The following is a 24613-nucleotide window of genomic DNA, read 5'->3' as shown; positions in this document are numbered from 1 at the left end:
AGAACTGCTCAACCTGTTCACTGTTCTCTGTTTACTTGGAAAGTGGCAATTTTGCCCGGCTGTATGATTAAGTTTTGTTGCCCAGATGAGTTAAATTCCAATAAATCTACTTCATTTCCTAAACTCAGCCTTAAATCACTCTGTAAGGATAACTCGGCTATTTTTCCGTGACATTCATAACACCGCAGGATGAATTGCTGGGGATGATCCTCAGATGGTTTGAAGGCCATTAAGATTAAATTTTCAGCGGATAAATCCAGAAATCTCACTTCTGCGGAGGTGTTGGGTACTGTGGGTGTGAGTTGATTTTGAGTAATCAAGGGATTGATAATTACTTGTAAAGGAATATTCAATTCATAGCCGCGCTTGACTGTGTTTGCTGATTCCCAGCTATGGGCGTGGGGATACAAAGCGTATGTAAACTGATGAAGTCCTCTGTCGGCTTCTGGGTCAGGCCAGTTGGGACTGCGTAGTAGGGTGAGGCGTAATTGATGCGGTTGGCTATCATAACCGTATTTACAATCATTGAGTAAACTGACACCGTAAGTATCTTTCTCAGTTTTCCCTGTTAAATCAGCCCAACGCAAAGCGGGAACTTCCCATTTAGCCTGTTGTGCGGGTGTCTGGGGTTGAGTTGGGCGACGAATTGCACCGCAAGGAATTTCATAAGTAGCAAAATCTGCTTCTACATTCAAAGGAAAAGCTGCTTTCACCATGACTTGATTTTCTTGCCAATTGACAGTAGAGGCAATTTTTAACATTGGTGAACCTGCTTGTAAAATGTAATCTTGACAAAATTCCGATGCACCTAATTGACGCACTACCCGGATACGACTTTCTACTATTCCTTGTTCTATCCATTGAATAGATTTTAGCTGTGTGGGTGGTAAAGGATATTGAGTATAATTTGGATTAATATTCCAGGCATCCCAATATTGACCGCTATCTTCAAAGGCTTGTAGTTGATTACCTGCACCAGTTAAGATTTCCCGTTGATGAATTTTGTCAAAAACGCTAGATAAATCTCCGGTGTCAGGATTAATTATCACCCGCAAGCATTCATTTTCTAAAGTCCAGTCTGGGGAATTGGGGACTTGGGGAGATGAAGATGTGGGTAAAATCCAAAATATGCGGTAGCCAACGGGAGGAATTTCCGCAGCTAAAAACAGCAGTTTTGAAGATGCTGACAATTGAGAAATCATTGGCTGACCGGAAATATCCTGGACTTGCCATTGTTGATGAGATGAAGGTAATGTGACAGATACTACCTCACAACGCTGCCAATTGAGAGCATTAAAAACAAATATTGGTTGTGCTTGAGGATGGGGGGGTGGAGGTAGAATAGTTTGGGAAGCGATGGCCAGTAGAGAAGTTTGTAATATCTTGGTTCCTACTTCTTCGACTTGCTGCCAGGCTGGAAGTGCATCTTGATAAACTGGGGTAATGGCAGAACCAGGTAAAATATCGTGAAACTGGTTAAATAATACTTGCTTCCAAGCTGTGGCAATTTCTTCTTGGGGATACATCGCGCCACAGGTAAGAGTTGCTAATGTAGCAAATAATTCAGCCTGATATAATAGGTTTTCACAACGTCGATTCCAGCGTTTTTGATCCCCGTGGGTGGTGTAGCAACCGCGATGAAATTCCAAATATAGTTCATCGTTCCATGTGGGGAAGGGCTTGGTTGCTTGGTCTTGGATATGCTGTAAATACTTTTGTGAAGTGGTAAATTCTAAATCTGGAAACACAGGAGATTTTTGCCAGCGTTGGGCAGTTTCTAACATATCACGGGTAGGTCCGCCGCCGTGGTCGCCAACACCAGGAAGCCAGAGACTATCTTGTAAGCCGGTTTTGTTTTGCCATTCACAGGCGTATGCTGCCATTTTTACCGGGTCAATTCCTTGACCGATGAGTGCAGACATGACACTAAAAATTTCACTACCATCAGGCGATCGCCACCAAAAAGCTTCATACTCAAACTGAGTAGTATCATTCCAGCGCAACTTTTGTGTGACAAAAAACTTAATTCCAGCATTCACCAAAAACTGGGGTAAAGTTGCACAAAAACCGAAAGTATCGGGTAACCAAGCCACAGCAGCAAGGTGACCGAACTTTGCTTGGGTGTAGCGCTGACCATATAACAGTTGACGGACAATGGATTCACCAGCAATCAAATTCAGTTCCGGTTCTACCCACAAACCGCCCACAACTTCCCAACGTCCAGCCGCTACCTGTTGTTGAATTTTGGCAAACAAATCCGGGCGATGTTCTTCAACCCAAGCATAAAGGGCTGGAGTGGAATGACAAAAAACCAATTCGGGAAACTGAGCTTGTAACTTCAGCACTGACTCAAAAGTATTTTGTGCAGCTTGCCAAGTATCACTCACAGGCCAAAGCCATGCTAAATCTAAATGGGCATGACCCAATAAATAGATTTTATGGATTTTACTTTTTAAACCCTCCATGCAGTGCGTTACACGCCGATAATGAGTACGCAGGACGGCAAAAACTTCCTCCTTGTCTCTCTGTTCTGGGCCTAAATCCTGAGTTACCTGATGTAAAACCTCAGCCAAAGCATCTAACTTTGTTGGCGCAAACCGTTCTAAAAAAAGTTGTCCCACCGCTAACTCATCGGCTAAAAAACCCGGATCAGGATTATTATCATCATTGGATTCATAAACAAGAAGCGATCGCACTAAAGCACCATGATCATGACCAGGACTGACTAAACGCAAAGCCACAACAAACTCGTCACCAGGAGTTACCCCTTGACTAAGCAGCACTCTTGGCGAACAATCAAATAAGTCTCCCTCCAGCACTAACTCCCCGTTCACATAAATCTCAGCTAAATCTGCCCACCAAAGCAACACCAGCCGCAAAGACAATCCAGTTAAAGTATAACCGTGTAAATTTTGGGGAACTACCAATTTTTGTACTAGCCAAAGTATATTTTTTCCCCTGGTCCAGGCAATATGTTCTTGAGTATTGAGTTGGACAGGATGCCAAGCAGACAAATCAGATGTGGCGAGATCAGCAATATTGCAGTCAGATTCCTGGTATAGCCAACAAGACTGAATATTAACTTGACAAAAAGAACGCAGTTGGTCAATAGTTGCTGAGATAAATTTAGTATGGGATTTTGATATGGGCGGGGTCATATTTTCGTTAAGATCAGGTTACTTACAATAATTATTGTTTGGCGGGAGTCTCACCAATCAACAAGATTCAAACTTACAAATCACTATCATGTCTCTTGGTTCCTCTGGCCGTTATCAAAGCAGACTACTTAAGTTTGTCCACCTGCAATCTCGGCGGTTGACACAACAGTGGGATCACACCTTTCGGCATTTGCAAGTTGCAACTCAGTGGGGTGTGGAACTATTACTTTACCCCATATACCTGTTATTGAATCCTAGGTCATCAGTTCCTAAAATTCTCAAGTCTCAAGCACCACAACCCGAAACTTTCCCAACTGCTGATACACCAATTGAAAATGTCCTAGAAGCAGTCAAAAGTTTATCCTCCCAGCCAAAATCTGCTCCTTTGACTTTTTGGGGTTTTGTGTCCTCCAAAGTTTTGCGTCATCCCCCTACCCAACCTACCTCGGCGCAATGGACAACTTCGCAGAATCCCCGCGCAAATATCGAGGGCTATTTGCCAAAAGTGCGCGGAGTTGCCACAAATTTGGTTAGTGGTCATGTGGTACTTGTCACTACCGACAATGAAATTTTGGATATTTTGACACCTGAGCAACAGGCAAAATTAGAAGCGCGAATTATCAGTGAAGTTGGTAATTACTGGCATTATTGGCAGTTAAATGCAAATAAACCACAGAGTAAATTACTAGGGAAAATTAACGATATTTTCGCCAAAATCACTGGCAGAATTGCAGTTAATGTACCAGCACTGCCTGCAAGCACACCAACAAATTTAGTTCAAATTGATAAATTAATAGCATTCTTAGATACATCTATTGCCCACTGGGAAAACAGTGCTTTATTACCAGTGCAACAGCGTAGCCATGAAATTATTCGACTTGCACAAGTTCAGCTAAATATATTTATTTACGGCAAAGAACAGGTAGGTGCTAGAGGAGATATTACAGTTAATACTGATGGTTTAAAAACTCATCAAATCAATATTCCCGCTTTGATTGAAGCGGCAATTAATTACTTTTTTGGTGTGAGAAAATATAAAAAAATTCCTGAGAAAAATAGTCAGATAAAATCACCTATCCCTCTGGAAGTTTTGCCTCAAAGCAGACAGTTACAAAATGAAGATTTAACCAAAGATACTTGGTTGAATTGGAGTGATTTATTTGGTGATGCTCATAGTTTTGCTGATCAGTCAATTACATCGCAAAACAGTGTGAAAAGTAACCCAAAAGCCACATCTAATTGGTTACAAAATTCGCAATCGAGCCGCCATGTCACTCTGACACCAAAAAATGCTGTTAATGTCTCTGAAAACCTGAATCTCCAAGCTATCACAGAGAATCCCCTCCATAGCCAAGTTGAGTCCCAGCCTGAGTGGATAGAGGTTAAAGCAACTTTTATCGGCTATGACAAGGATGCTTTGGAACAAGTTTTAGAGTGGCTGGATCGTGCTATACTCTGGCTTGAAGAGATAATTGTGAAAGTTTTTCAGTTTTTACAAAGGTTATGGAGTGGTAAATAAGATTAAAATTACAAGTATTTGACAGCTATCAGTTCGCTCCCTGGTGTCGAATTATTCCTAGAAACCACTGATAACTGCTGGGTTTTACCTGATTTGGTTACCATGTCACAAGTTGGCAGAATAGTTACTATAATTAATTTTTATGTTTCAAACTTGGATGTTTGAATTGAGATTTTTTGGTCATGAAAATTATTGTTTACTGCAAATACTTCAATTTTAAAAATCCATTAGATAAACCGAAACAGGAAAGATTTGTGGTGAATTTACCGCAAATTCCCAAAGTTGGAGAAACAATCGTGGTCGAGAGAATTTCTCCTCAAAAGCAGTTTGTAATTATTTTTGAGTATGTTGTCACAGCAGTACAGTTTAATGCTTCTAGGGAATCCCTGGAATCAGCGGATGCTCAAATTAGTGCATCTTTAAACCACTGTTGGGAGGGAACGTCAAATTTCAAAGTGGATAGCTTTTTAGAAGTATAAGTTAATTCACGCTCTCCCAAGTTCTAGTGGGGGGAGTATCAAATTCCCCTAAGCCCAGGAATTGAAAACCTTGCACTGAAGGTTTTCTGTGGGGGAAAAGTCATAACAACATATGATTGAGGAAATTACGTAAAACTTTCGGTCCTGGTGGTTCTTGATAGTTGGTGGGTAATAGATTAAGCATGGCGTTTTGTAGTACTTCTAAAGCTGTATCTACTTCTTGGCGATTGATTCTGGAAGTTTGAGCAAAGTATAGTGGCTCTCCAAAGCGCACAGTTAAGTCTTTTCTTAAATAAAGATCATGGGTACCAATGATTGCAACTGGTACTATTGGTACACCAGCCCGCAAAGCATAAATCACGGTTCCTCGTTTGAGGGGGAGATGTAAATGTCCTTCAGCGCTTCCTAAGCGTCCTTCGGGAAACAGTACTAATCCATCCCCCTGAGACAAAATTCCCAAGACAATACGCTCTATTTGTCGTAGTGTTTGTATATCTCCCCCTGTGGGTACAGTCTCCTCAATTGCTGTAGCTAGTTCCATTAGGTCTTCTCGTCCGGCTTTTGCAGCTTCCATAACAGCGATTTCTTCTTTCCATATGCGTTTTAATGGAATCACACCTCCCACTAAACCCAGGGTCAAACGTTTCCAGAACTTGTTATAGAGGGTACGAGCATCGCCGAGAACGTAGTAGTGGGGATGGGTGGGGAGTTCCCCCAGCAACAGCAAGGGGTCGAGATGGTGAAGATGGTTAGCCGCTAGAATTGCTGGTTTTTCCGGTATTCTGTGGAGGTTTTCCATTCGTACCCGAAACAAAACATGAATGAGCGATCGCAATACACAGCGACGTATTAAAGCATGAACTCTGGTTTCTGGATGTCCTTGAGCTATAGCTTCTAACCGTTGTAGAACTTCCGCAATTGTTTGAGTTACAGAGCGATGGTTGGCCGCAGCCACACCTTGTTGTACTCGCTTAATCGTTGTTGGGGTCAAAGTGGTATCTGGATGCTGACGGCTAGATGTTGAATCCACTGGGGAAGTTACCTGATTAGCTCGGTGTTCCGGAAAAGATTCGTTAGAAAAACTTTTGATAAAACCTCGTTGAATTCATGAATGGATCATAATTGTTCATGGGAGAATGAATAATTAACCTCAGTTATAAGGTTTAAGGTATTAATTACTCGTATCATCTGCGACAGAGTTAGAGTTATCATAAAAACGATAATTCACAGTTTGTCTTTTCATCAGAATAGTACATAAATAAGGATGACGAAAAGTGGAAGTTCTCAAAAGAGCGAACAGACCGGAAACCTATATATCCTTTCTCCACATCTACAAAACTACTTGGGGAACTGCTGCTGATATTTGTTTAGTCCGTGAATCTGTAGCTAATTCGAGTATATCAAAGTTCGTAGGACACAAACTTCAACTTGTGATTCCCAAAGGAATGGAGCGCAATGAATTGGGGGGCGTTCCGGTCATTAAAGTTGCAGGTCATGTAGGTGATGGACATCCTAAAGATCAGCATTCTGAATGGGAAGCTTATGAAGGTATAGATAGAGAAATCGCACTTGCGGCTATGAAACCTTGGGGATTCAAGTTAATTGAATTTACGAATTAACACTCAACCGAAGATTAAAGTTTTTCACCCGCGCTGGCGGGTTCGCTTCTTTTCTCACTCCAATAAAACACAATCCTCAACGAGGCAAATTACTAATTACCAGGGTAACTTACTTCCATCCCAGGAGAAAAATTGTCCACTATCACCCTCCTCAAGTTGTTCAATTACAGACAGCAACTGAGTAGCAGTGAGTTCTACTGAAAAGAGCTTTTCCGCAGGTAGGTTTTTCTGGAATGGGCGAGACAAGCGTGTATCTGTTGTCCCTGGATGTAAAGTGACTACCAATGTTTTCGGACAGTTTCTCCCATACTCTACAGCAGCTGTTCGCATAAACATATTCAGTGCGGTTTTAGAAGCTCGGTAGCCATACCAACCACCAAGGTGGTTATCGCCAATACTAGCTAATTTGGCGGAAATACTGGCAAAAATGCTGTTTTCACTGTGGCGAAATAAGGCTAACAGGTGTTTAGCTAGTAGTATAGCTCCTATACTGTTAGTTTGAAAGTAGCGCAGTAAGTTTTGAGAATTAATCTGTTTTAAACTTTTTTCGGGTTGCAAAGTGTCGTCATGTAATATGCCTACACAGTTAATTACTAAGTGCAATTTTTGGACTTCGTTTTTGATGCGTTGGGCAACTTCGGCAATTTGCGATTCTTCGGTAATATCTAAGGATACACAAGTTAATTTGTCAGCATATTGGTTTTCTAATGTGATTAATTCCCCTGCTGATTCACGTTCACGATAGGTTGCATAAATCTTGGCAACTCTATCATCTTTTAGCAATTTTTTGACAAAACCTAAACCGATACCTTGACTAGCTCCTACAATTAAGGAATTGGAAGCATTAATTTCAGCTATATGGGACATTTTTTAATTTAATCAAGTGATGATAAAATAGACTGGTTTGCTAATTTATTTCCCGATACAGAAACGGCTGAAAATCCGATCAAGTACTGATTCTGTAACTTTCTCTCCGGTAATTTCTCCTAATGCTTGAGTAGCACCACGTAGGTCAATTGTCCAGAAATCAAGGGGTAATTGGTTGGCAATTGTGACTTGTACTTGTTCTAGAGATATTTTAGCTTGAGTTAAGGCTGCTGCTTGCCTTTGGTTAATGGCTAAATCTAAATCAGCAGCTTGCACTGTTCCTGTTTGGACGCTCTCTAAAATAGCGGTTTCTAACGCTTCAATACCTTGATTTTGGGCTGCTGCTGTGGTGACTATTTTTTCAATCTTATTAGGATATTTGCTGAAGTCAATAGTTATTGGTTCTAGCAGGTCAATTTTATTGATGACTAGAATTAGGGGACGGTGTTGTACTTGTGTATAAATTTCTTGGTCACTCTTTGTCCATCCTGCGGCAGCATCAACAGTTAATAATACTAAATCAGCCGCACTAGCCGCACGGCGCGATCGCTCTACGCCAATTTTTTCTACTGGGTCTACTGTTTCCCTAATGCCGGCTGTATCCAGCACTTGGACAGGAATTCCACCGACAACTAGCTGGGATTCAACAAGGTCGCGGGTTGTACCGGGTAAATCAGTAACAATGGCGCGATCGCTCTGGCTCCAAGCATTTAACAAGCTGGATTTACCAACATTTGGCCGCCCGACAATTGCCACTTTTAAACCCGTGCGTAGCAGTTCGCCTTTGTCTTTTGTGGCTAATAATTGAGTAATTTCTCCGACAATGCGATGAATATCTGATATGATAGTTTCATTGTCCAAGGGAGGTAAGTCTTCCTCAAAGTCAATGCGAGCTTCAATTTCTGCTAAAATGTCCAAACAGTTGGCGCGTAACTGGCGGATGGGGTGAGCTAATTTGCCTTGTAAACCAGCTAGGGCAGTTTGAGCGGCTTGGGGCGATCGCGCTCCCACTAAATCGGCAATACTTTCGGCTTGGGTCAAATCCAGTCGCCCATTTAAAAAAGCCCGGAGAGTAAATTCTCCTGGTTGAGCAAGTCTAGCGCCTTGTTCTAAACACAGTTGTAAAACCTCTTGCACCACCATTATTCCGCCGTGACAGTGGAATTCTACTACATCTTCACGGGTGTAAGAACGGGGGGCTTGCATGATTAATAATAAAGCTTCATCCACCAATTGCTTTTTCTGGGGATGGCGGATATGACCGTAAAGAATGCGGTGACTTTCCCAAACTTGATAGCCAGGTGCATAAAATAAAGCTTGAGCGATGGCTATTGCCTGGGAACCAGATACCCGGACAATATTTACACTACCCTGTTGAGGTATGACAGCAGTAGCGATGGCGGCGATGGTTCCAGTAACAGCTAAGAGTTCCGACATGAGCTAACTTTTTAGCAAAACAATATATATATGCTTTTAGCCTAGCAGCAGTTTTGTCTAAAATTTGGGTTGAAAACTGTGTGGTTCTACGACGGCTTTTCTTGGTTTTGGCTGTATTTTCTAGAACTTTATAAAGTTTTGAATATCCAGCTTGACCACACCTACCTATGTTCATGCTGTGGTACTAACCAAGAAAGTACAAGAGTTAGTGACGTAGGTAATCGAGTTAATCACAGTGTTCTCAGCAAGGCTGTATGGTTCTGGCAAATGTAGCCAAAGCTGTACAATAATCTACCTAAACTTGTTGACATTAGGTAGATATGGGGATATATTAGTTAGGGAGATAGTAAAAAACATTGGAGGTCGAGCAATGTTACTTAGTTTCAAAACACCCTTAATACCAAATAACAACCAAGAAACGGCATTTAGAAAAGCTCCTGGGGTGGGAGGTCATGGTTATAACTGGGCTAATGGTCAGATTATGGAAGTTTTAGAACTTCGTAAAACGGATAAAACTGTTAAAATTCCATGGGCAATTGATTTACATAAAAAATAAAAAGTTGATTGCCGAGGTGAAGTTCCTTAACTATTGGTATTACGAAACTAATAAAAATGTCCCACAAAATGTCCCACAAAAAGTATTAGCTGATTTACGTCAAGGTTGGGATAAAGGATTTCCGCGATAAATCACAATTCTTAAGTTATATTTTAAAGAGAGGAACTAACTGTGGAACAAAAAATTAATTGCGTTGAAGCTTGCGTTAACGGCTGTATTTTAGGGGATAAGTGCCCCCATATCGAATTTAGAGAAGCCACAAGCAAATTTATTGAAGAAACTTCTTTAGACCAAATGCTAGAAATGGCGGAAGAACGTCTGCTAAAAAAAATGACGGAACCGCCTAAATGGATTTTCCCTGAAGATTTCTAAAGTCAGGGTCTGGGGAGTGGGGGATTTTTTACTGGGTTTGAAAGATATTTTGTACCATTTTTCTATCTGTATTTGCAGCAGCTTGATCTAAAGCGGCAACTTCGCCACAATCTAACTGCCAACCTAAAGCACCAACGTTCTGCTTTGCCTGTGCTAAACTTTTTGCCCCAGGGATGGGAATAGTTCCTTTACAGATACACCAATTGATTGCTACCTGAGACATAGTTTTGTTTCTGGATTCTGCTATGTCTCGCAAACATTCTAAAAGCGATCGCACTCCTGGTAATAGTTGCCTAAATAATAAACCCCGGATACCAGGGGGTAAACTGCCTTTTTCGCTATATTTCCCGGTTAATATGCCCAAGGCCAAGGGACTATAGGCAATTAATTTTATCCCCAATTGATCGCAAACATCTTTCAGTCCTAATTCCGTCACAGGATAGGTAGACAGTAAAGAGTATTGTACTTGCAGGGTGGTAATGGGGACTCCTCTCGCTGCAAACTTTTTATATACTCGTTGCAGTCGTTTCGGGCCATAGTTAGATAAGCCTACCCCCTTGACTAGACCTTGTTGGTATAAATCAGCAAGACCATCCAATAAGCCTGATTCTTGCCAAGGTGCATAATTGGCTGTTGACCAGTGCATTTGAACTAAATCCACATTTTTGCCTAAGCGTTGAGCAGATGACTGACAAGCCTTGACCATTGCTTGGCGCGTCCATCTCCAAGGGTAAGCCGCCAGTTTGGTGGCGATGCAAATATGATGTTGATTTACGCCTTGATATTCTTTGCTAAATCGTCCTAAGAGTGATTCACTGCGGCCATTTAATCTGCCGGTTCCGTAGGAATCGCCGGTATCAAACAAGGTTACACCGTTGCTGACACAGAGGTTAAAAACAGCTTGTAACTGTTCATCCATGCTTTCATTGTATCCCCAGAGGAATTGATTACCCCATGCCCAAGTGCCACAGCCCATACTGGGGATGGATAGTTGTTGGCTCATCTGCATATTTACTCATTGTAGACTTCCCTAAAAGTTAATTATCCGGTAAGGGAGTTGGAAATAAGCGGATATTCTAGAAGCGAATGAAATTGCTCTTTGTTCTGTGGTTAAAACTGAGTTATTTGTTCCTTATTTGTTACTGATTACAGTAGGTTCTGTCTACCAGGGTGGAATCAAGCACAAAGGGATTTTCATTTCCTTGTTTGAGTGCGATAGCATGACTGCGTTTGATTTCTTGTGCATCTAATGGATCTAAGGAATCCCACTTACACAAGGTTTGTTTCTGCTGACGAAAAAAACTCGCATCTGCTTGGCTTTCATACATTGTGTAGAAGTAAAATAAGGCTCTGGCAAGATTACCTTTGACTTCTTCTCTCGGTTCAAAAGCACTAGCAACAGATTCGCTGTAAGCATCAATACTGACGCTGGGAATAGAACGAAACTCTTGATCTTTGATGATCCACAAATTTGTTTGACGGTCATCAATGTCTGTTAAAGGTAGACTACTACGCAGACTATTGATCTTGGCTCTGGCGGGAAAGAGAGAATGTAAGTCACTTTTTGCTATTCCTGTTGCACCTTTACTTTGCGGCCAGGAATGTTCAGCGTTAATTCCTCCTTGAAAAGCATCGCGTCTAGGACTGGATGAATTAGGATTCACTTGAACAGCATAGTCAGAATAAATTCCTCTAACTATCCCATGATCGTTATCTAGTTGACTATACATATAGTCTCTAGCTAAATCGTAATTGAGGCTATTTTTTACCTGATATTCTGCTGCTAACTGAGATTTCAATGCTTCTCCACTTAGACCGGGGAAAATAGCTGTTTTTTCGCTCTTATCTTGAGATGCGGATGGTAATTCTTCTTGTTGTGATTGTGTAGGTTCAGAAGAAATCACTCGACTGATATATTTCTCTATAATCCATCTTTCTTCACCATCTGGTAGTTTAATTTCCACCCAATTGTTATTATTAGCAGTTCCTACCACTTCGGCAATTGTTCCATCTGCAGCGCGTCCGACTACACTAGTTGAAGAAATTCTATGAAGAGGTACACCAAGATTAGATGTGGTTTTCAACTCTACTTGATCACCAGATAAAACATTTATTGCCCAAGCGGGAGTGGCAATTAGCAATACTGAAAATAGTAAACAAACTAAAAAATTAATTATTTTTTTAACTTGCATAAATGGGTATTTCTTAAGGTTTAGATTTTTTAGACAATTTATTTTAAGTGGAAAATATAAAATTATGGGTAAAGAAATAGTTAAGAGAATGTTTGAAAATTATCGGCAAGTTGGTCTGAAAATCGGTGTTGCATAGGTTCCGGCGGAACTACCGAAGTGGAGACGTTCCGCCGGAACTACCGAATGCTCCTTGAGGACGGTGAGTATGTCAAAACTACTAACAGGGACTATTATGTTCCCGGACGAAAGCGAATATGATCCGGTATATGATGGCGATCGCCCAATATTTCTAACAAAGGACCATGAACGTCAAATTTAACCATACTTACTGACGCGACCAAAATATTCACCCGATAGCGATAGCGTCCCAAATCAATACCCAGTAAACTGCAAAGTATAATCCGAATTGTGGCTTTATGGGAAACTACTAAAACATTACCTTGGGGATGTTTTTCTTGAATTTCAGCGATTACAGGCATAGAACGGTTAGCAATATCTACCGCAGTTTCTCCACCTAGTGGTGCATTCCAAGCAGGTTCCGTTAACCATTTGACATAGTTTTCTGCGTAATTTTCCTGGGCAAAGGATTTACTCTTAGTTTCCCACTGGCCGTAACTACCTTCTCTAAGTCCGTCACGCAACTGCATATCCATACCCATAGCATCACACAATGGCTTGGCAGTTGCAATTGTGCGCTTCATCGGGCTAACATAAATGGCCTCCCACTGCAATTTTTGATAAACATCAGCAAAACTCTCTGCCATCTGTATCCCTTCTTTTGTCAACTCGGCATCAGTTTCACCGCAGAAATGACCAGTTTGACTAAAAGTAGTTTCTCCATGTCGCAGTAAATATAAATTGAGTGTCATAGCTTGTATCGCGATTAGAGTAAAGGAGTTTGTGCAAAAATAAAATAGCACTAATCTCGCCATCGAGTCTGTGACATCAAGACAAAGTAATCAACCAAAAAAGCTGACAGGGCGACAAACAAGATAGTGCAAATAATATGACAATTTATGGTAAAGAAAGTAAGTACTGCTAAGAGTATGCAAAAATATTCTCTTGACTAGGCCTGATGTGATTTCGCCCAGATATTTTTTGATTATTCATAATTTTTAGTGCTAACTTATACCCAAAATTAAATAGTATTTCTGAAACCAGGGATTGGTATAGCTAGGATTACCTGTAACTAAAAAACCTTATGGTTACTAAACAAAGGATTTATAATACTGGAAGAAAAATTTTTCTAGCGGGCACTTCTATATTACTAGTTACGTCATATATTTAACTATGCTAAGTTTGCTTCGGCTTCTGGAATGCAAACATTTAGCATGCATGGAAAACCACTAATTATCAATTAACAAATCCTTGAGTTAGCATAGATGTTCGTAAATGATATGGCTAGTAAATTTCGTCGCCCAAAAATCTTGCGGGCGTGGGCAGCTAATGCATTATTTAAGTTTATGAGGTCGGTCAAGAGTCTTTTTCCAATTCTAGTTTTCATATCATTTATTACGGTAGTGCTACTGAAAAGTTTAAATCCTGCCATAGCTACGAGCAATATAGATATCCCACAGTTACCGCGTCCGGAGATTCGCGGAGTTTGGATTACCAACAATGACTTTGACACCCTTAAAGATCGCGCCAAAGTGCAGTGGGCTATGACTCAATTACGGCAGCTAAACTTTAACACGATTTATCCTGTGATATGGAATTCTGGTTATGTCATGTATCCTAGTGCTGTAGCACAACGCGCGGGGATTCAACCCTTTGTTTTTCAAGGTTCAGATGGACATGATATTCTCGCCGACTTGATTAACCAAGCTCATCGCCAAAGACTGCTGGCCATTCCTTGGTTTGAGTTTGGTTTCATGGCTCCGCCAACATCAGAATTGGCGTTGAATTATCCACAGTGGTTGACACAAAAGCAAGATGGTACTCAAACCTCCATTAGTGCTGCTGGTGAGGTTGTATGGCTTAATCCCTTCCATCCAGAAGTACAGCAATTTATTACCAATCTTGTTGTCGAGGTTGTCACTCAATATGATGTCGATGGGATTCAGTTTGATGATCATATGAGTTTACCTCATGAATTTGGTTATGATCCATACACAATTCGCTTGTATACCCAAGAAACCAAAAATCCTCCCCCTACTAATGCTCAAGATGAAGCCTGGATAAAGTGGCGAGCAGATAAAATCACAGCCTTGATGGCGCAAATCCATCAAGCTGTAAAGGCCAGAAAACCCAAAGCCATTTTCTCGGTGGCTCCCAACTACTACGATTTTGCTTATAAGTTTCAACTACAAGACTGGCTGGCTTGGATAGGGCAGAATATTGTAGACGAGCTGATTGTGCAGATTTATCGTCCTGATTTGGAAAGCTTTGTTAGTAAGATTTCCCGCAGAGAAATTCAAGAAGCCCAACAAAAAATTCCCACGGCTATCGGTATTATGACAGGTTTAAGAAATCGACCTGTTTCTATGCAGCAAATTAAGTCTCAGGTAAGGGCTACCCAAGCACGGGGCTTAGGTGTAACCTTCTTCTACTACGAAACTCTTTGGAACTCTGCCCCAGAACCTGCAAATCAGAGGTTGGCTGCATTTCAGAACTTTTTCCCGACTCCGGCGTTTCGCTCTGCAATAGACTGACCTAGGGTGCAGGGTAGAGTTACTTTTTTTCCTGCTCGAGTTTTTCACGTAATATATTTAGACATCTCTAACCAAGAATGTAGAGAGGTTCTACGGAATGTGTTTACAACGGTTAACCGAAGACCCATATTTGATTTCTGGAGATGTCTATAGTATGATCCAGTTAAATTTTTTTAGGAATGCCAGTAAATGCAAATAGCTCAAAAATGGTTAGTTCAAAAAGCTAATCAGTCGTTGCTTTTTTTGCTAGTTGGGGGACTACTGTTTCGAGGCTTGATAGCTTTCTGGCTCTACCCTACTTTTGATGAAGCTTATTACTATCTCTACAGCTTGCACTTAAACTGGAGCTATTTTGATCATCCAGTGATGGTAGCGCTGACAACTGGCTTGGGGCCGTGGTTAACTGGAGTTGTTTCTCAGTTCACAATTCGCCTGGGTGCGCTGATTTGTTACACAGGCAGTCTGGTGTTATTGTATTTGACTGGGGGAAAATTATTTTCTCCTCAAGCTGCGCTGTTTACTTTAGCGATCGCAACTATCAGTCCCATTTTTGCCATTAGCTTTGGTATTCTGAGTCTGCCGGATGCTCCATTGATGTTGTTTTGGTCAGGTGGTTTATATTGTGCAGCCGAGGAATTTTTTCCTCAGCCCGATGTGTTGAAGGAAAAAAGCGGCTCATCTTCCATCTACTTACCCAGTTACCGTTTAGCCATACTGGGGATTGTGGTAGGATTAGCCTGTTTAAGTAAATATCATGGTTTTGTTTTAGGCTTTGGGTTAGTTGGTTTTTGCTTAACAAGTCCAGGTCATCGCCGTGCACTGCTTTCCCCTTGGACATGGCTAGGGTTAGGCTTGTTCATAATTACCATATCTCCTATTTTGTTGTGGAATCTACACCATGATTGGGTATCCTTGCGTTTTCAGTCAGAACGTGCAGTACCCACAGGTGGCTATAGTCTCCTGGGTGTAGCAGGTGTTTGTTTAGCTGAAATTGGTTATCTGTTCCCAACCATAGGATTGCCCCTTTGGTGGGTGAGTTTGCGCGTAGCCCTAGCTAAAACTATTCAATTTTTTTTCCAGAAATCACGAACCTATCAACAAAATTTAGGAGATGCTCAACTATTGATTTTATGGTTATCTCTGCCCTTAACTGTAGGGTTTACCCTCATGGGGGGATATCGGCAAATTTTACCAGCTTGGGCAATGCCAGGATTTTGGGGAGTAACTTTGTTGCTGGGACAACAAGTAACTATTTGGGAACAGCAATGGCGGTGTTGGGTAAAGCGATGGCTTTTAGGTTCCGGGTTAATGGTTGGTACTATTTTGCTGATTCTTCTACTGCAAGTGACCACAGGAATAGTCCAAAAACCGAGCCAATACAGCATTATGGGAGGATTTTTAGCTCCTGAAAACGACCCCTCCACAGAACTGATTGATATTGAGCAAATACGGTATGGCTTTGTTAAATCTCCTATTTTGCGGGAAGCTTTAGAGAAATCCAGCTTTATATTTACTAATCGTTATTACCTCGGTGGACTCATTGCCATGTCCCTTCAACCCATAACTAACACACCCATTACTTGCTTTGACATTGGTCAAGATTTGCGTGGCTTTGCTTTTTGGTCAAAACCCGACCAATGGTTAGGAAAAGACGCACTTTACATTACCACTGGAGCCTTTAACAACAGAGAAGACTTAATGGCTAGTTATCGCCATCACTTTAGCAGCTTAACTGAGATTGCAACCATACCAATTAACCGAGGTGGGGTGCAAATCAACATCGTTCACGTTTATCAAGCTCAGACACTGCTCAAGCCCTATCCTCGGTCTTACGGAATTTAACCTAAAAACAGCTTGTATGCAGTGTTCTGGCTTTCATTCCAATGACGATAACCGAGGGTATCGAGAAATGCTTTCCATTCCTGCATTTCTTGGGGAGGTACTTGCATTCCCACCACAATTCGTCCGTAATCTGCCCCGTTATTGCGGTAGTGGAACATACTAATATTCCAGTTGGGACTCATGGAACCGAGAAATTTCATCAACGCACCGGGACGTTCGGGAAACTCAAAACGATAGAGTAATTCGTTATGGGCCAGGGGAGAATGTCCACCTACCATGTGGCGAAGGTGTAATTTTGTCAGTTCATCATCTGTTAAGTCAATGGTTTTGAAACCTGAACTTTCAAAGGTTTCTACTATGTTGAGGGCATCAGCACGATTTTGAATTTGCACACCTACAAAAATATGAGCTTCTTTTTCATCGGCAATGCGATAGTTAAATTCAGTAAGATTGCGGTTGCCAATACATTCACAAAACTTCCGCAAACTACCCCGTTCTTCGGGAATGGCCACTGCAAAGATAGCTTCGCGACGTTCTCCGAACTCGGCCCGTTCTGCCACAAAACGCAGACGATCAAAATTCATGTTGGCACCGCAGGCAACGGCAATTAAGGTTTGTCCTTGGATTTGTTCTCTTTCAACATAGGCTTTGGCAGCTGCGATCGCTAAAGCACCTGCTGGTTCTAAAATGGATCTAGTATCCTCAAACACATCTTTAATGGCAGCGCAGGTATCATCTGTGTCAACTAAAATAATTTCATCCACATAGTTTTGGCACAAACGAAAAGTTTCTTCTCCCACTTCCCGCACTGCGACCCCGTCGGCAAATAAACCTACCTGGGGCAACCGCACCCGGTATCCGGCTTTGATTGATTGGTACATAGCATCAGCATCCACAGGTTCAACGCCGATAATCTTAATTTCGGGACGCAATCGTTTGACGTAAGCTGCAATTCCCGAAATTAATCCTCCGCCACCAATAGCGACAAAAATAGCATGGATGGGTTGCTGATATTGCCGCAAAATTTCCATCCCAATTGTCCCCTGTCCAGCGATAACATCAGGGTCATCAAAGGGATGAATAAAAGTGAGTCCCTTTTGGGCTTCCATTTGCCGGGCGTAAGCATAAGCATCATCGTAGGTATTGCCATGTAAGACCACCTCTCCCCCCCTGGCTTTGACTGCATCTATTTTCACCTGGGGGGTAGTGACGGGCATAACGATCATCGCTTGTGTTCCTAGCCGACTAGCAGCCAAGGCTACACCTTGAGCATGATTTCCCGCTGATGCAGCTATTACACCCCGCGCCAATAATCCCGGTGAAAGATTGACCATTTTGTTGTAAGCACCCCTGAGCTTAAAAGAAAAAACTGACTGCATATCCTCCCGCTTCAGCAACAGTTGATTATTCAGTCGTGTGGAGAGGTTAGGGGCATACTCCAATGGTGTTTCCTGAGCAACATCATACACACGGGCGGTCAGAATTTGTACCAGGTAGTCGCAATACATGGGGTTAACAAGTAGGCAATTTTGAGATGAGCTGTTAATTTTACCGTTATTCAGTGTACTTGTTGTCCAGATATTTGCTTGCCTGGGGGGAATTCTTCTGTGAATTCCCTGTGGTGGTGGAAGTGCATTTGTTGAAATTGTTAGAGGATTGACTCAGGAATCGTGGCTGGCTTGGTTAAGAGGTATTGGGTAGGGATATCAGCATGAAATGTCAGTCATCCCCAGGGGTTTGATTAAAACTCAAGAAATGATACAGTTTGAATGTAATTAACTTATATGTTCCACTAGTAAAAATTGATGTAACTTTACTACTCAGTAAAAAAGCAAAACCCTTCATTTACCCAGGAAGTGCCATAAAAATGACTTAGCTTTATCGCGCATATTTTTAATTTACCTGGGTTAGTAGGTAGGGGTGCAAAACCTGAGTTAATCAAAAATTCCTTAACATTTTAATTACCACTTGAACAGAGGAAATTATTAACCATGAGACCAGAACCTATCCCCCCACAACCAGGACAAGAATCTGTTTGGGATTATCCCCGTCCTGCTATTTTACAAGATACTGACAAACACTTAAAAGTCATTTGTAATGGTATTATTTTAGGAGAAACCACTAGAGGAAAGAGAGTTTTAGAAACCAGTCATCCTCCTACCTATTATTTCCCCCCAGAAGACATCAAACTAGAATATCTGGTTGAAACACCTAGGAAAAATATCTGTGAATGGAAAGGTGCATACCAATACTATCATATTCATATTGGTGATAAGCAGATAAAATATGCAGCTTGGAGATATTTTGCTCCAACGCCTAATTTTCTTTCCATGGAAAAGTATTATGGTTTTACCGCCGCTTTAATGGATGCTTGTTATGTCAATGGTCAGCTAGTCATACCCCAAGCTGGTGATTTTTATGGCGGATGGATCACTGCGGATATTGTCGGACCATTCAAAGGTGGTCCAGGTACTTGGGGATGGTAAGTGATAAAGATATCAGTCATGAAAATCCATGGATTAACAATTCAGGAACATTATGATGTTTCTTTTTCTGGGTTGATGGAAAAATACTCTCAACCCATGATCCAAAGAGTAGTGGCCCATATTGCCTTAATTTGAAAAAATGAAGTTATGTTCCTTGTTCCCGAAATAATATGATATTTCTGCCATATTTGATTTCTGATTATTCCATACCATTGTAGAGAACTTCTCTGGAATGTCTTTACATTCTTTCCCACCATATAAGTATTTATTGAATCATAATTCTTGAGAATTTAACCACGCTCTGACAACTTCTTGTACGGGACGAGATTGATTATCTACTTGATAATTCATGTTTTGTATTTCTGTAGTAGAAATTTTACCAGCTAATTGATTAATAGTTTCTATTAACTCTGGATATTTTTGCAGAATTTGTTGATTAAAAACAGGTACAGCTTGATAAGGTGGAAAGTATTTTTTATCGTCTTCCAAAATCACCAAGTTTAGAACCGGAATTAAGCCATCTGTAGAATTAGCTGCAATAATATCTACTTTCTTTTCTAGCAAAGATTTATACATTAACCCTAATTCCATTTGTTGAGGTGATTGGGTAAAGCTGAGATTATATGTTTTTGCTAATCCTGGATAACCATCTTCCCTCACAATAAATTCATACCCAAAACCTGCTTGCATTTGTGGAGTATATTTAGCAATTTCAGAAATTGTTTTAACTTGCCATTTTTTAGCGTCTTCTCCTCTAATAATGAGAGCATAGGTATTTTCAAATCCCAAAAATGGCATAACTGATAATTTATATTTTTCTTCATATGCTTTTTTGACTTTTTCATAGACAAGTTGAGGGTCTGTAATTGGTTTTTCTTTTAAAATGGCTGTAAATGCTGTACCTGTATACTCCACATAACCAGCTATTTTTCCAGCTTTCACTGCTTCATGACAAATAAATGTTCCCCCTAAATTAAACCGACGGTCTACTTTTAAGTTCGTGTGATTTTCTATTTGTTGTGCTAAAATTTCGGCTAAAATAAGTTGTTCAGTAAAGTTTTTTGAGCCAATAGAAATCATAGCTGGTGTTTGTTGATAGTTAAATAATAATAAACTACCTATAATTACAGCTAAGATTACTATAGCAATAGCAGTTATAGCTTTATTTTGTGTTTGTTTAGTTAGTCTTTTTTCTAAAAAACCCAAGGTAAAATCCGCAACTAAGGCAATAAAAGCGGCGGGTATTGCTCCTGCTAAGATTAATTGATTATTAACGGTAGCAATTCCTTGAAAAATAAACACTCCTAAACCACCACCACCAATAGCAGCAGCAATAGTGGCAATTCCTACGGATATTACCGTTGCCACTCTTACACCTGCTAAAATTATTCCTAAAGCCAGGGGGATTTCTACTTTTAATAATAATTCTCTATCGGTCATCCCCATTCCTACACCAGCTTCTTTAATGGCGGGATCTATACTATTAATACCAATATAAGTATTACGAATTATGGGTAATAAAGCGTAAAGAGTTAAAGCAACTATGGCAGGATTTTTACCAATTCCTCCTAAAAATGGAACGGAAATTAAAAACCCAAATATTGCTAAACTAGGGATAGTTTGGATAGCATTTGCTAAACCTAGAATAGGAGGTGCTAGTTGAGGTTGACGACTGATAAAAATCCCCGTAGGTATACCAATACAAATAGCCACTATCATGGCTATACTTACTAATATTAAATGTTCTCCACTGCGAAGAAGAATGTCAGAGGCGTATGAAAATAAAAACATGATTCTTTATCGTTATAGACTTTCTGACGGTCAGTGAGATTTCACAAATCATTCAAATATGTTGGTTTCTTGCTACTATTTTCTTCGTGAGCAAAGAGTTCTATTAAAGAAACTGTACCCACAAAAAAGGTATAAATCGCATATTTCATAGGTCTTTTTTCTTTTGTTGGGGCATAAAACGCTGCAATTACCGCTGCAATTAAGTGTGCTGTAATCGCAAACCGTTCCCACCAAAAAATAAAATTTAGGCTACTGGGAATACTAATGTTATTCATGAGTGCATAAATATTCCATAATTCCCAGCCAATGGCACTGGAGATAAAAACTGTGGATATAACTTTAATTACAGCAGCCAATGTTTTGAGGATATTCATTAGATATTTCCGTAAAATAACTAAAGTTTGATAAAAAGATATTTTTTAGTATAACCATAATCAGGTTTTAAGTTGACTTTATAAGTAAAAATGTCATCAATACACCTGGAAGCAATTAAATGAGCTATTACGACTTAAACTTAAGAAGTATTGTTTGCAACTTGTATCACAAATTCCAATGATATATGACTTTCGTTAAAGAAGTTCACATAAATTTATTCCTAATGTTAAGGAACCACTTTCTACCATGGTATTACACAGACAGAATAAAGTTTATTTTTTTAGAAGTAAAGTATTGACAAATTCTGTGTAGTGTGAAAACATCAGAGCGATGATTCACTAGATGAAATTGCTTAACAAGTAGTTTCTGCCCTATAGCCAAAACAAATAATCTTAACTCTGTTGTAATATTAGGCGTATTGACCATAGCTATGAGCCTTGAATAAACAGAAAATAAAAGAGTAAATTTATCTGAGAAAAGAGTTGGTAATGCAAAATATTGGTGCAACGATTTGGTTCACTGGATTGAGTGGTTCTGGGAAAACGACTATTAGTGCGGAAGTTGCTAGAATATTACGGGAACGTGGACTAAAAGTAGAGATTTTAGATGGGGATATAGTCCGACAAAATCTTACCAGAGATTTAGGCTTTAGTCGAGCAGATAGAGATGAAAATATTAGACGAATTGGTTTTGTTGCTCAGTTATTAACTCGCAATGGTGTCATAGTACTAGTTTCCGCTATTTCACCCTATCGGGATATCAGGCAAGAGGTACGCCAAAAAATTGGTAATAATTTCATAGAAGTTTATGTCAATGCACCATTGGCGACTTGTGAAGCCCGTGATGTCAAAGGCTTATATAAACGGGCTCGTCAGGGTGAAATTAAGTTTTTCACAGGTATTGATGATCCCTATGAGCCACCATTAAAACCAGAAGTAGAATGTTTAACTGATGAAGAAAGTCTGGAAAAAAGCGTTGCAAAAGTTATAGAACATTTTGATACGTTCTGTGGTAACACAGCTAATTCTTTAGTGGAACCTGAATACATAACTCCCAGATAAACCAAAAAATACAGCAAATTTCTTGCCAGGGAAACCTAAGTTTTGAGTTGAAATACATTACTACCGAGTTGCAAAGAAAGATTTATATGGTCAATAGTTTTAATGAGTGGTCTAAACTGAAAGAAGTAGTTGTTGGTTCTCCAATCAACTACAACACCCAAGATTTAGAGCTGTCTTTCAAAGTATTTTTCCATGATGTTGCCTATTCAGCATTTTGTTATCCTTATTATGGAAGTAGCAACAAGGAAAGTGCCTTTGACAGTGCAAATTCTAGAACTCATACCCTCAAGAAAAAATATCTGGAAGAGTTGAATGAGGATGTTGAGGAACTAGTAAACACACTAAAGCAATTGGGTATTAAAGTTCATAGACCAATTACACTTAATAAATCCATGAAGTTTGAAACTCCTTATTGGAAAGCTGATTGTATTCCAGCCTTAAATATTCGTGATCAAGCCATCATTGTTTATGATTCCCAGACTGGTGAAATCAAAAACTGAAATCAACGGTCATCAAGTTGATCCCGGCATATTAGTCACTGTGGGAAGTTATCTCATTCATCAGAGGGAAGATATATACCCAGAACCAAAGGTCTTTAAACCAGAACGTTTTTTGAATCATCGCTTTTCCCCTTACGAGTTTCTACCTTTTGGTGGGGGAATGCGGGGTTGTATTGGAGGGGAAATAGCCTTTTATCAACTGAAGCTTGCTTTAGCAACCGTTATTTCTCGCTATAACTTAGAATTAGTCAATCAGCGCCCTGTAAATCCTCAACGTCGCAACACCATTTTAACCCCAATTCAGTTAAAAATGGTGAAGAAGCTCATCTAAAAGATTGATATTTATAAGCATTGATTACTCTGCTATATGCCTGATTTTTATTAAAACATGAGTCGGCAAATTACCAAAGATGCCAACATTCCAGCTGCATCAGCACATAGCGCTGCCGGGATTGTGTAACTTGTGCGAACAATGCCAATGCTACCAAAATAAACTGCCATTACATAAAAGGTAGTTTCCGTTGAACCTTGCATAGTGGAAACAAGAAAAGACAGAAAACTGTCAGGGTCATTTTTAACAATTTCTGACATTAACCCAAATGACCCACTACCTGAAAGAGGGCGAATTAATGCCATTGGTAGGGCTTCTGGTGGTAGGGTGATGAGTGAGGTAATGGGAGAAAATATGGCTGTGAGGATATCAAGAGCGCCACTGGCACGAAACATTCCAATAGCCACAAAAATTGCTACTAAAAAAGGTATGATGCGAATTGCTATTTCAAAGCCTTCTTTTGCTCCTTCTGTGAGAACTTCGTAAACTTTCACACCCCGGAAATAGCCAAATAACAAAAATAAACAAATTAAAATCGGGAGTAACCAGTTAGAAAGGTTACTGATAAAAACCATACTAAAGATATAAGGCAATCCTCGGATTGAGAGGCGATAAAATACAGCCGCTAAAAATGCTACTATTAGCCCTGCGAAAACAATATTGCCCATCATACCGGGAGGAATTAATTCGGATTCGGGAGTTTCATCGACTGGGGTTTTGCTGTCTGCTGGGGTAGTTTCTAATTCATATTCTACAGAAGTCAGGCTAGAGGATGCACGGCGGGCAAAAAGTTTACTAGCAATAATAGCGATCGCTGTGGAGATAATAGTGGCAATAATTGAGGGCAGGACTATTGCGGCTGGATTGCTCGCCCCGGCACTGGCGCGGACAGTAATTACGCTGAGGGGTAACAGTGTTACCGATGAGGTGTTAATGGCTAAAAACAAACACATGGCATCTGTAGCCGTTCCTGGATGGGGGTTGAGTTTATTCAGCTCTGCCATTGCTTTTAAACCCATGGGGGTGGCGGCATTTCCTAGTCCGAGGGCATTGGCTGCCATGTTTATTACCATTGCCGACATAGCCGGGTGATTAACGGGAATTTCGGGAAACAGTCTGCTCATCAGTGGACGAATTAAGCGAGCAATGAATCGCATCATCCCTGCGGTTTCGGCAACTTTCATAATTCCCAACCATAGAGCCATCGCCCCGATGAGTCCAATAGCTAGGGTTACAGCACTTTCAGCTGCTTTAAAGGAGGCTTCTGTTAAAGTGCTCATCTTGCCGTTATGAGCTGCCACTACAGTGGCGGAAACAATCAGAAATAGCCAAATGCCATTGAGTGGCGATGATGATTTTTTCATCTCAGGTTTTAAC

The 24613-nt window shown here is 40.5% G+C and carries 22 protein-coding genes; 11 read left to right on the top strand and 11 right to left on the bottom strand.

What is annotated here, in order from left to right; translation table 11 throughout:
* Positions 1-17 precede the first annotated feature (17 nt).
* Entirely contained in the window at positions 18-3158 is a 3141-nt protein-coding gene (locus NWP25_RS07850) for an alpha-mannosidase (protein ID WP_280656296.1), read from the bottom strand.
* Positions 3159-3246: 88 nt separating this feature from the next.
* On the opposite strand from NWP25_RS07850, the gene NWP25_RS07845 reads away from it, so the two are divergent.
* Positions 3247-4677, top strand: a complete 1431-nt coding sequence (locus NWP25_RS07845) for a hypothetical protein (RefSeq protein ID WP_280699156.1) — start codon at positions 3247-3249, stop codon at positions 4675-4677.
* 182 nt (positions 4678-4859) lie between these two features.
* On the top strand, positions 4860-5156 hold the full coding sequence (locus NWP25_RS07840; RefSeq protein ID WP_280652099.1) for a hypothetical protein: 297 nt from the start codon (positions 4860-4862) through the stop codon (positions 5154-5156).
* A 100-nt stretch (positions 5157-5256) separates the two neighbouring features.
* Here NWP25_RS07840 and NWP25_RS07835 read toward each other — a convergent pair whose 3' ends face one another.
* A complete protein-coding gene (locus NWP25_RS07835; RefSeq protein WP_280652100.1) occupies positions 5257-6186 on the bottom strand; it encodes a lysophospholipid acyltransferase family protein in 930 nt (309 codons plus the stop codon).
* A gap of 244 nt (positions 6187-6430) precedes the next feature.
* Here NWP25_RS07835 and NWP25_RS07830 point away from each other — a divergent pair, with 244 nt between their 5' ends.
* Positions 6431-6775 carry a hypothetical protein gene (locus tag NWP25_RS07830; RefSeq protein WP_280652101.1) on the top strand — a complete coding sequence of 115 codons (345 nt, stop codon included), beginning with the start codon at positions 6431-6433 and terminating at the stop codon, positions 6773-6775.
* 96 nt (positions 6776-6871) lie between these two features.
* Here NWP25_RS07830 and NWP25_RS07825 read toward each other — a convergent pair whose 3' ends face one another.
* Both NWP25_RS07825 and mnmE read right to left on the bottom strand, forming a co-directional pair.
* A complete protein-coding gene (locus tag NWP25_RS07825; protein ID WP_280699155.1) occupies positions 6872-7642 on the bottom strand; it encodes an SDR family NAD(P)-dependent oxidoreductase in 771 nt (256 codons plus the stop codon).
* A gap of 45 nt (positions 7643-7687) precedes the next feature.
* A complete protein-coding gene (gene mnmE / locus NWP25_RS07820) occupies positions 7688-9079 on the bottom strand; it encodes a tRNA uridine-5-carboxymethylaminomethyl(34) synthesis GTPase MnmE (protein ID WP_280652103.1) in 1392 nt (463 codons plus the stop codon).
* Positions 9080-9449: 370 nt separating this feature from the next.
* On the opposite strand from mnmE, the gene NWP25_RS07815 reads away from it, so the two are divergent.
* Together NWP25_RS07815 and NWP25_RS07810 are read left to right on the top strand one after the other, a co-directional pair.
* Complete coding sequence (locus NWP25_RS07815) at positions 9450-9635, top strand: helix-turn-helix domain-containing protein (protein WP_280699153.1); 186 nt, start codon at positions 9450-9452, stop codon at positions 9633-9635.
* Between the two features lie 171 nt (positions 9636-9806).
* Positions 9807-10007: a hypothetical protein gene (locus NWP25_RS07810; RefSeq protein WP_280699151.1), complete on the top strand. Its 201-nt coding sequence runs from the start codon at positions 9807-9809 to the stop codon at positions 10005-10007.
* A gap of 28 nt (positions 10008-10035) precedes the next feature.
* On the opposite strand, the gene NWP25_RS07805 is transcribed toward NWP25_RS07810, so the two are convergent.
* The 3 genes from NWP25_RS07805 to NWP25_RS07795 form a co-directional block, all read right to left on the bottom strand.
* Positions 10036-11016: an aldo/keto reductase gene (locus tag NWP25_RS07805; protein WP_280652106.1), complete on the bottom strand. Its 981-nt coding sequence runs from the start codon at positions 11014-11016 to the stop codon at positions 10036-10038.
* Positions 11017-11146: 130 nt separating this feature from the next.
* Positions 11147-12199: an endonuclease gene (locus NWP25_RS07800; protein WP_280699150.1), complete on the bottom strand. Its 1053-nt coding sequence runs from the start codon at positions 12197-12199 to the stop codon at positions 11147-11149.
* Positions 12200-12429: 230 nt separating this feature from the next.
* On the bottom strand, positions 12430-13068 hold the full coding sequence (locus tag NWP25_RS07795) for a histidine phosphatase family protein (protein ID WP_280652108.1): 639 nt from the start codon (positions 13066-13068) through the stop codon (positions 12430-12432).
* A 528-nt stretch (positions 13069-13596) separates the two neighbouring features.
* Here NWP25_RS07795 and NWP25_RS07790 point away from each other — a divergent pair.
* Together NWP25_RS07790 and NWP25_RS07785 are read left to right on the top strand one after the other, a co-directional pair.
* A complete protein-coding gene (locus NWP25_RS07790; protein WP_374913068.1) occupies positions 13597-14850 on the top strand; it encodes a glycoside hydrolase family 10 protein in 1254 nt (417 codons plus the stop codon).
* Positions 14851-15039: 189 nt separating this feature from the next.
* Entirely contained in the window at positions 15040-16692 is a 1653-nt protein-coding gene (locus NWP25_RS07785; RefSeq protein WP_280652109.1) for an ArnT family glycosyltransferase, read from the top strand.
* Here the strand turns inward: NWP25_RS07785 and ilvA are convergent.
* Complete coding sequence (ilvA, locus tag NWP25_RS07780) at positions 16689-18200, bottom strand: threonine ammonia-lyase, biosynthetic (protein WP_280699148.1); 1512 nt, start codon at positions 18198-18200, stop codon at positions 16689-16691. The genes NWP25_RS07785 and ilvA overlap by 4 nt on opposite strands.
* Positions 18201-18683: 483 nt before the next feature.
* On the opposite strand from ilvA, the gene NWP25_RS07775 reads away from it, so the two are divergent.
* A complete protein-coding gene (locus tag NWP25_RS07775; RefSeq protein WP_280699146.1) occupies positions 18684-19178 on the top strand; it encodes a DUF427 domain-containing protein in 495 nt (164 codons plus the stop codon).
* A 273-nt stretch (positions 19179-19451) separates the two neighbouring features.
* On the opposite strand, the gene NWP25_RS07770 is transcribed toward NWP25_RS07775, so the two are convergent.
* Together NWP25_RS07770 and NWP25_RS07765 are read right to left on the bottom strand one after the other, a co-directional pair.
* Complete coding sequence (locus tag NWP25_RS07770) at positions 19452-20969, bottom strand: glycine betaine ABC transporter substrate-binding protein (RefSeq protein WP_280652112.1); 1518 nt, start codon at positions 20967-20969, stop codon at positions 19452-19454.
* 41 nt (positions 20970-21010) lie between these two features.
* Positions 21011-21343 carry a hypothetical protein gene (locus tag NWP25_RS07765; protein ID WP_280699145.1) on the bottom strand — a complete coding sequence of 111 codons (333 nt, stop codon included), beginning with the start codon at positions 21341-21343 and terminating at the stop codon, positions 21011-21013.
* Positions 21344-21832: 489 nt separating this feature from the next.
* On the opposite strand from NWP25_RS07765, the gene cysC reads away from it, so the two are divergent.
* The 3 genes from cysC (at position 21833) to NWP25_RS07750 (ending at position 23236) form a co-directional block, all read left to right on the top strand.
* The gene (cysC, locus tag NWP25_RS07760; protein ID WP_280699143.1) at positions 21833-22405 is read left to right on the top strand and encodes an adenylyl-sulfate kinase; all 573 of its coding nucleotides are present in this window, start codon (positions 21833-21835) and stop codon (positions 22403-22405) included.
* A 68-nt stretch (positions 22406-22473) separates the two neighbouring features.
* Positions 22474-22905: a hypothetical protein gene (locus NWP25_RS07755; RefSeq protein ID WP_280699142.1), complete on the top strand. Its 432-nt coding sequence runs from the start codon at positions 22474-22476 to the stop codon at positions 22903-22905.
* Positions 22889-23236, top strand: a complete 348-nt coding sequence (locus tag NWP25_RS07750) for a cytochrome P450 (protein WP_280699141.1) — start codon at positions 22889-22891, stop codon at positions 23234-23236. The genes NWP25_RS07755 and NWP25_RS07750 overlap by 17 nt, the downstream gene beginning before the upstream one ends.
* 50 nt (positions 23237-23286) lie before the next feature.
* On the opposite strand, the gene NWP25_RS07745 is transcribed toward NWP25_RS07750, so the two are convergent.
* Complete coding sequence (locus NWP25_RS07745) at positions 23287-24600, bottom strand: nucleoside recognition domain-containing protein (protein ID WP_280699138.1); 1314 nt, start codon at positions 24598-24600, stop codon at positions 23287-23289.
* Between the last annotated feature and the right edge of the window lie 13 nt (positions 24601-24613).

Source organism: Umezakia ovalisporum Ak1311 (genome assembly GCF_029891685.1).
Taxonomy (GTDB): domain Bacteria; phylum Cyanobacteriota; class Cyanobacteriia; order Cyanobacteriales; family Nostocaceae; genus Umezakia; species Umezakia ovalisporum.
This window is presented reverse-complemented; position numbering and strand designations above follow the sequence as displayed.

What these genes read in the sequence shown, in the direction of transcription:
- NWP25_RS07850 (WP_280656296.1), bottom strand. Translation starts at nt 3,158, where the DNA reads ATGACCCCGCCCATATCAAAATCCCATACTAAATTTATCTCAGCAACT.
- NWP25_RS07845 (WP_280699156.1), top strand. Translation starts at nt 3,247, where the DNA reads ATGTCTCTTGGTTCCTCTGGCCGTTATCAAAGCAGACTACTTAAGTTT.
- NWP25_RS07840 (WP_280652099.1), top strand. Translation starts at nt 4,860, where the DNA reads ATGAAAATTATTGTTTACTGCAAATACTTCAATTTTAAAAATCCATTA.
- NWP25_RS07825 (WP_280699155.1), bottom strand. Translation starts at nt 7,642, where the DNA reads ATGTCCCATATAGCTGAAATTAATGCTTCCAATTCCTTAATTGTAGGA.
- mnmE (WP_280652103.1), bottom strand. Translation starts at nt 9,079, where the DNA reads ATGTCGGAACTCTTAGCTGTTACTGGAACCATCGCCGCCATCGCTACT.
- NWP25_RS07815 (WP_280699153.1), top strand. Translation starts at nt 9,450, where the DNA reads ATGTTACTTAGTTTCAAAACACCCTTAATACCAAATAACAACCAAGAA.
- NWP25_RS07805 (WP_280652106.1), bottom strand. Translation starts at nt 11,016, where the DNA reads ATGCAGATGAGCCAACAACTATCCATCCCCAGTATGGGCTGTGGCACT.
- NWP25_RS07800 (WP_280699150.1), bottom strand. Translation starts at nt 12,199, where the DNA reads ATGCAAGTTAAAAAAATAATTAATTTTTTAGTTTGTTTACTATTTTCA.
- NWP25_RS07795 (WP_280652108.1), bottom strand. Translation starts at nt 13,068, where the DNA reads ATGACACTCAATTTATATTTACTGCGACATGGAGAAACTACTTTTAGT.
- NWP25_RS07790 (WP_374913068.1), top strand. Translation starts at nt 13,597, where the DNA reads ATGGCTAGTAAATTTCGTCGCCCAAAAATCTTGCGGGCGTGGGCAGCT.
- NWP25_RS07785 (WP_280652109.1), top strand. Translation starts at nt 15,040, where the DNA reads ATGCAAATAGCTCAAAAATGGTTAGTTCAAAAAGCTAATCAGTCGTTG.
- ilvA (WP_280699148.1), bottom strand. Translation starts at nt 18,200, where the DNA reads ATGTATTGCGACTACCTGGTACAAATTCTGACCGCCCGTGTGTATGAT.
- NWP25_RS07775 (WP_280699146.1), top strand. Translation starts at nt 18,684, where the DNA reads ATGAGACCAGAACCTATCCCCCCACAACCAGGACAAGAATCTGTTTGG.
- NWP25_RS07770 (WP_280652112.1), bottom strand. Translation starts at nt 20,969, where the DNA reads ATGTTTTTATTTTCATACGCCTCTGACATTCTTCTTCGCAGTGGAGAA.
- NWP25_RS07765 (WP_280699145.1), bottom strand. Translation starts at nt 21,343, where the DNA reads ATGAATATCCTCAAAACATTGGCTGCTGTAATTAAAGTTATATCCACA.
- cysC (WP_280699143.1), top strand. Translation starts at nt 21,833, where the DNA reads ATGCAAAATATTGGTGCAACGATTTGGTTCACTGGATTGAGTGGTTCT.
- NWP25_RS07745 (WP_280699138.1), bottom strand. Translation starts at nt 24,600, where the DNA reads ATGAAAAAATCATCATCGCCACTCAATGGCATTTGGCTATTTCTGATT.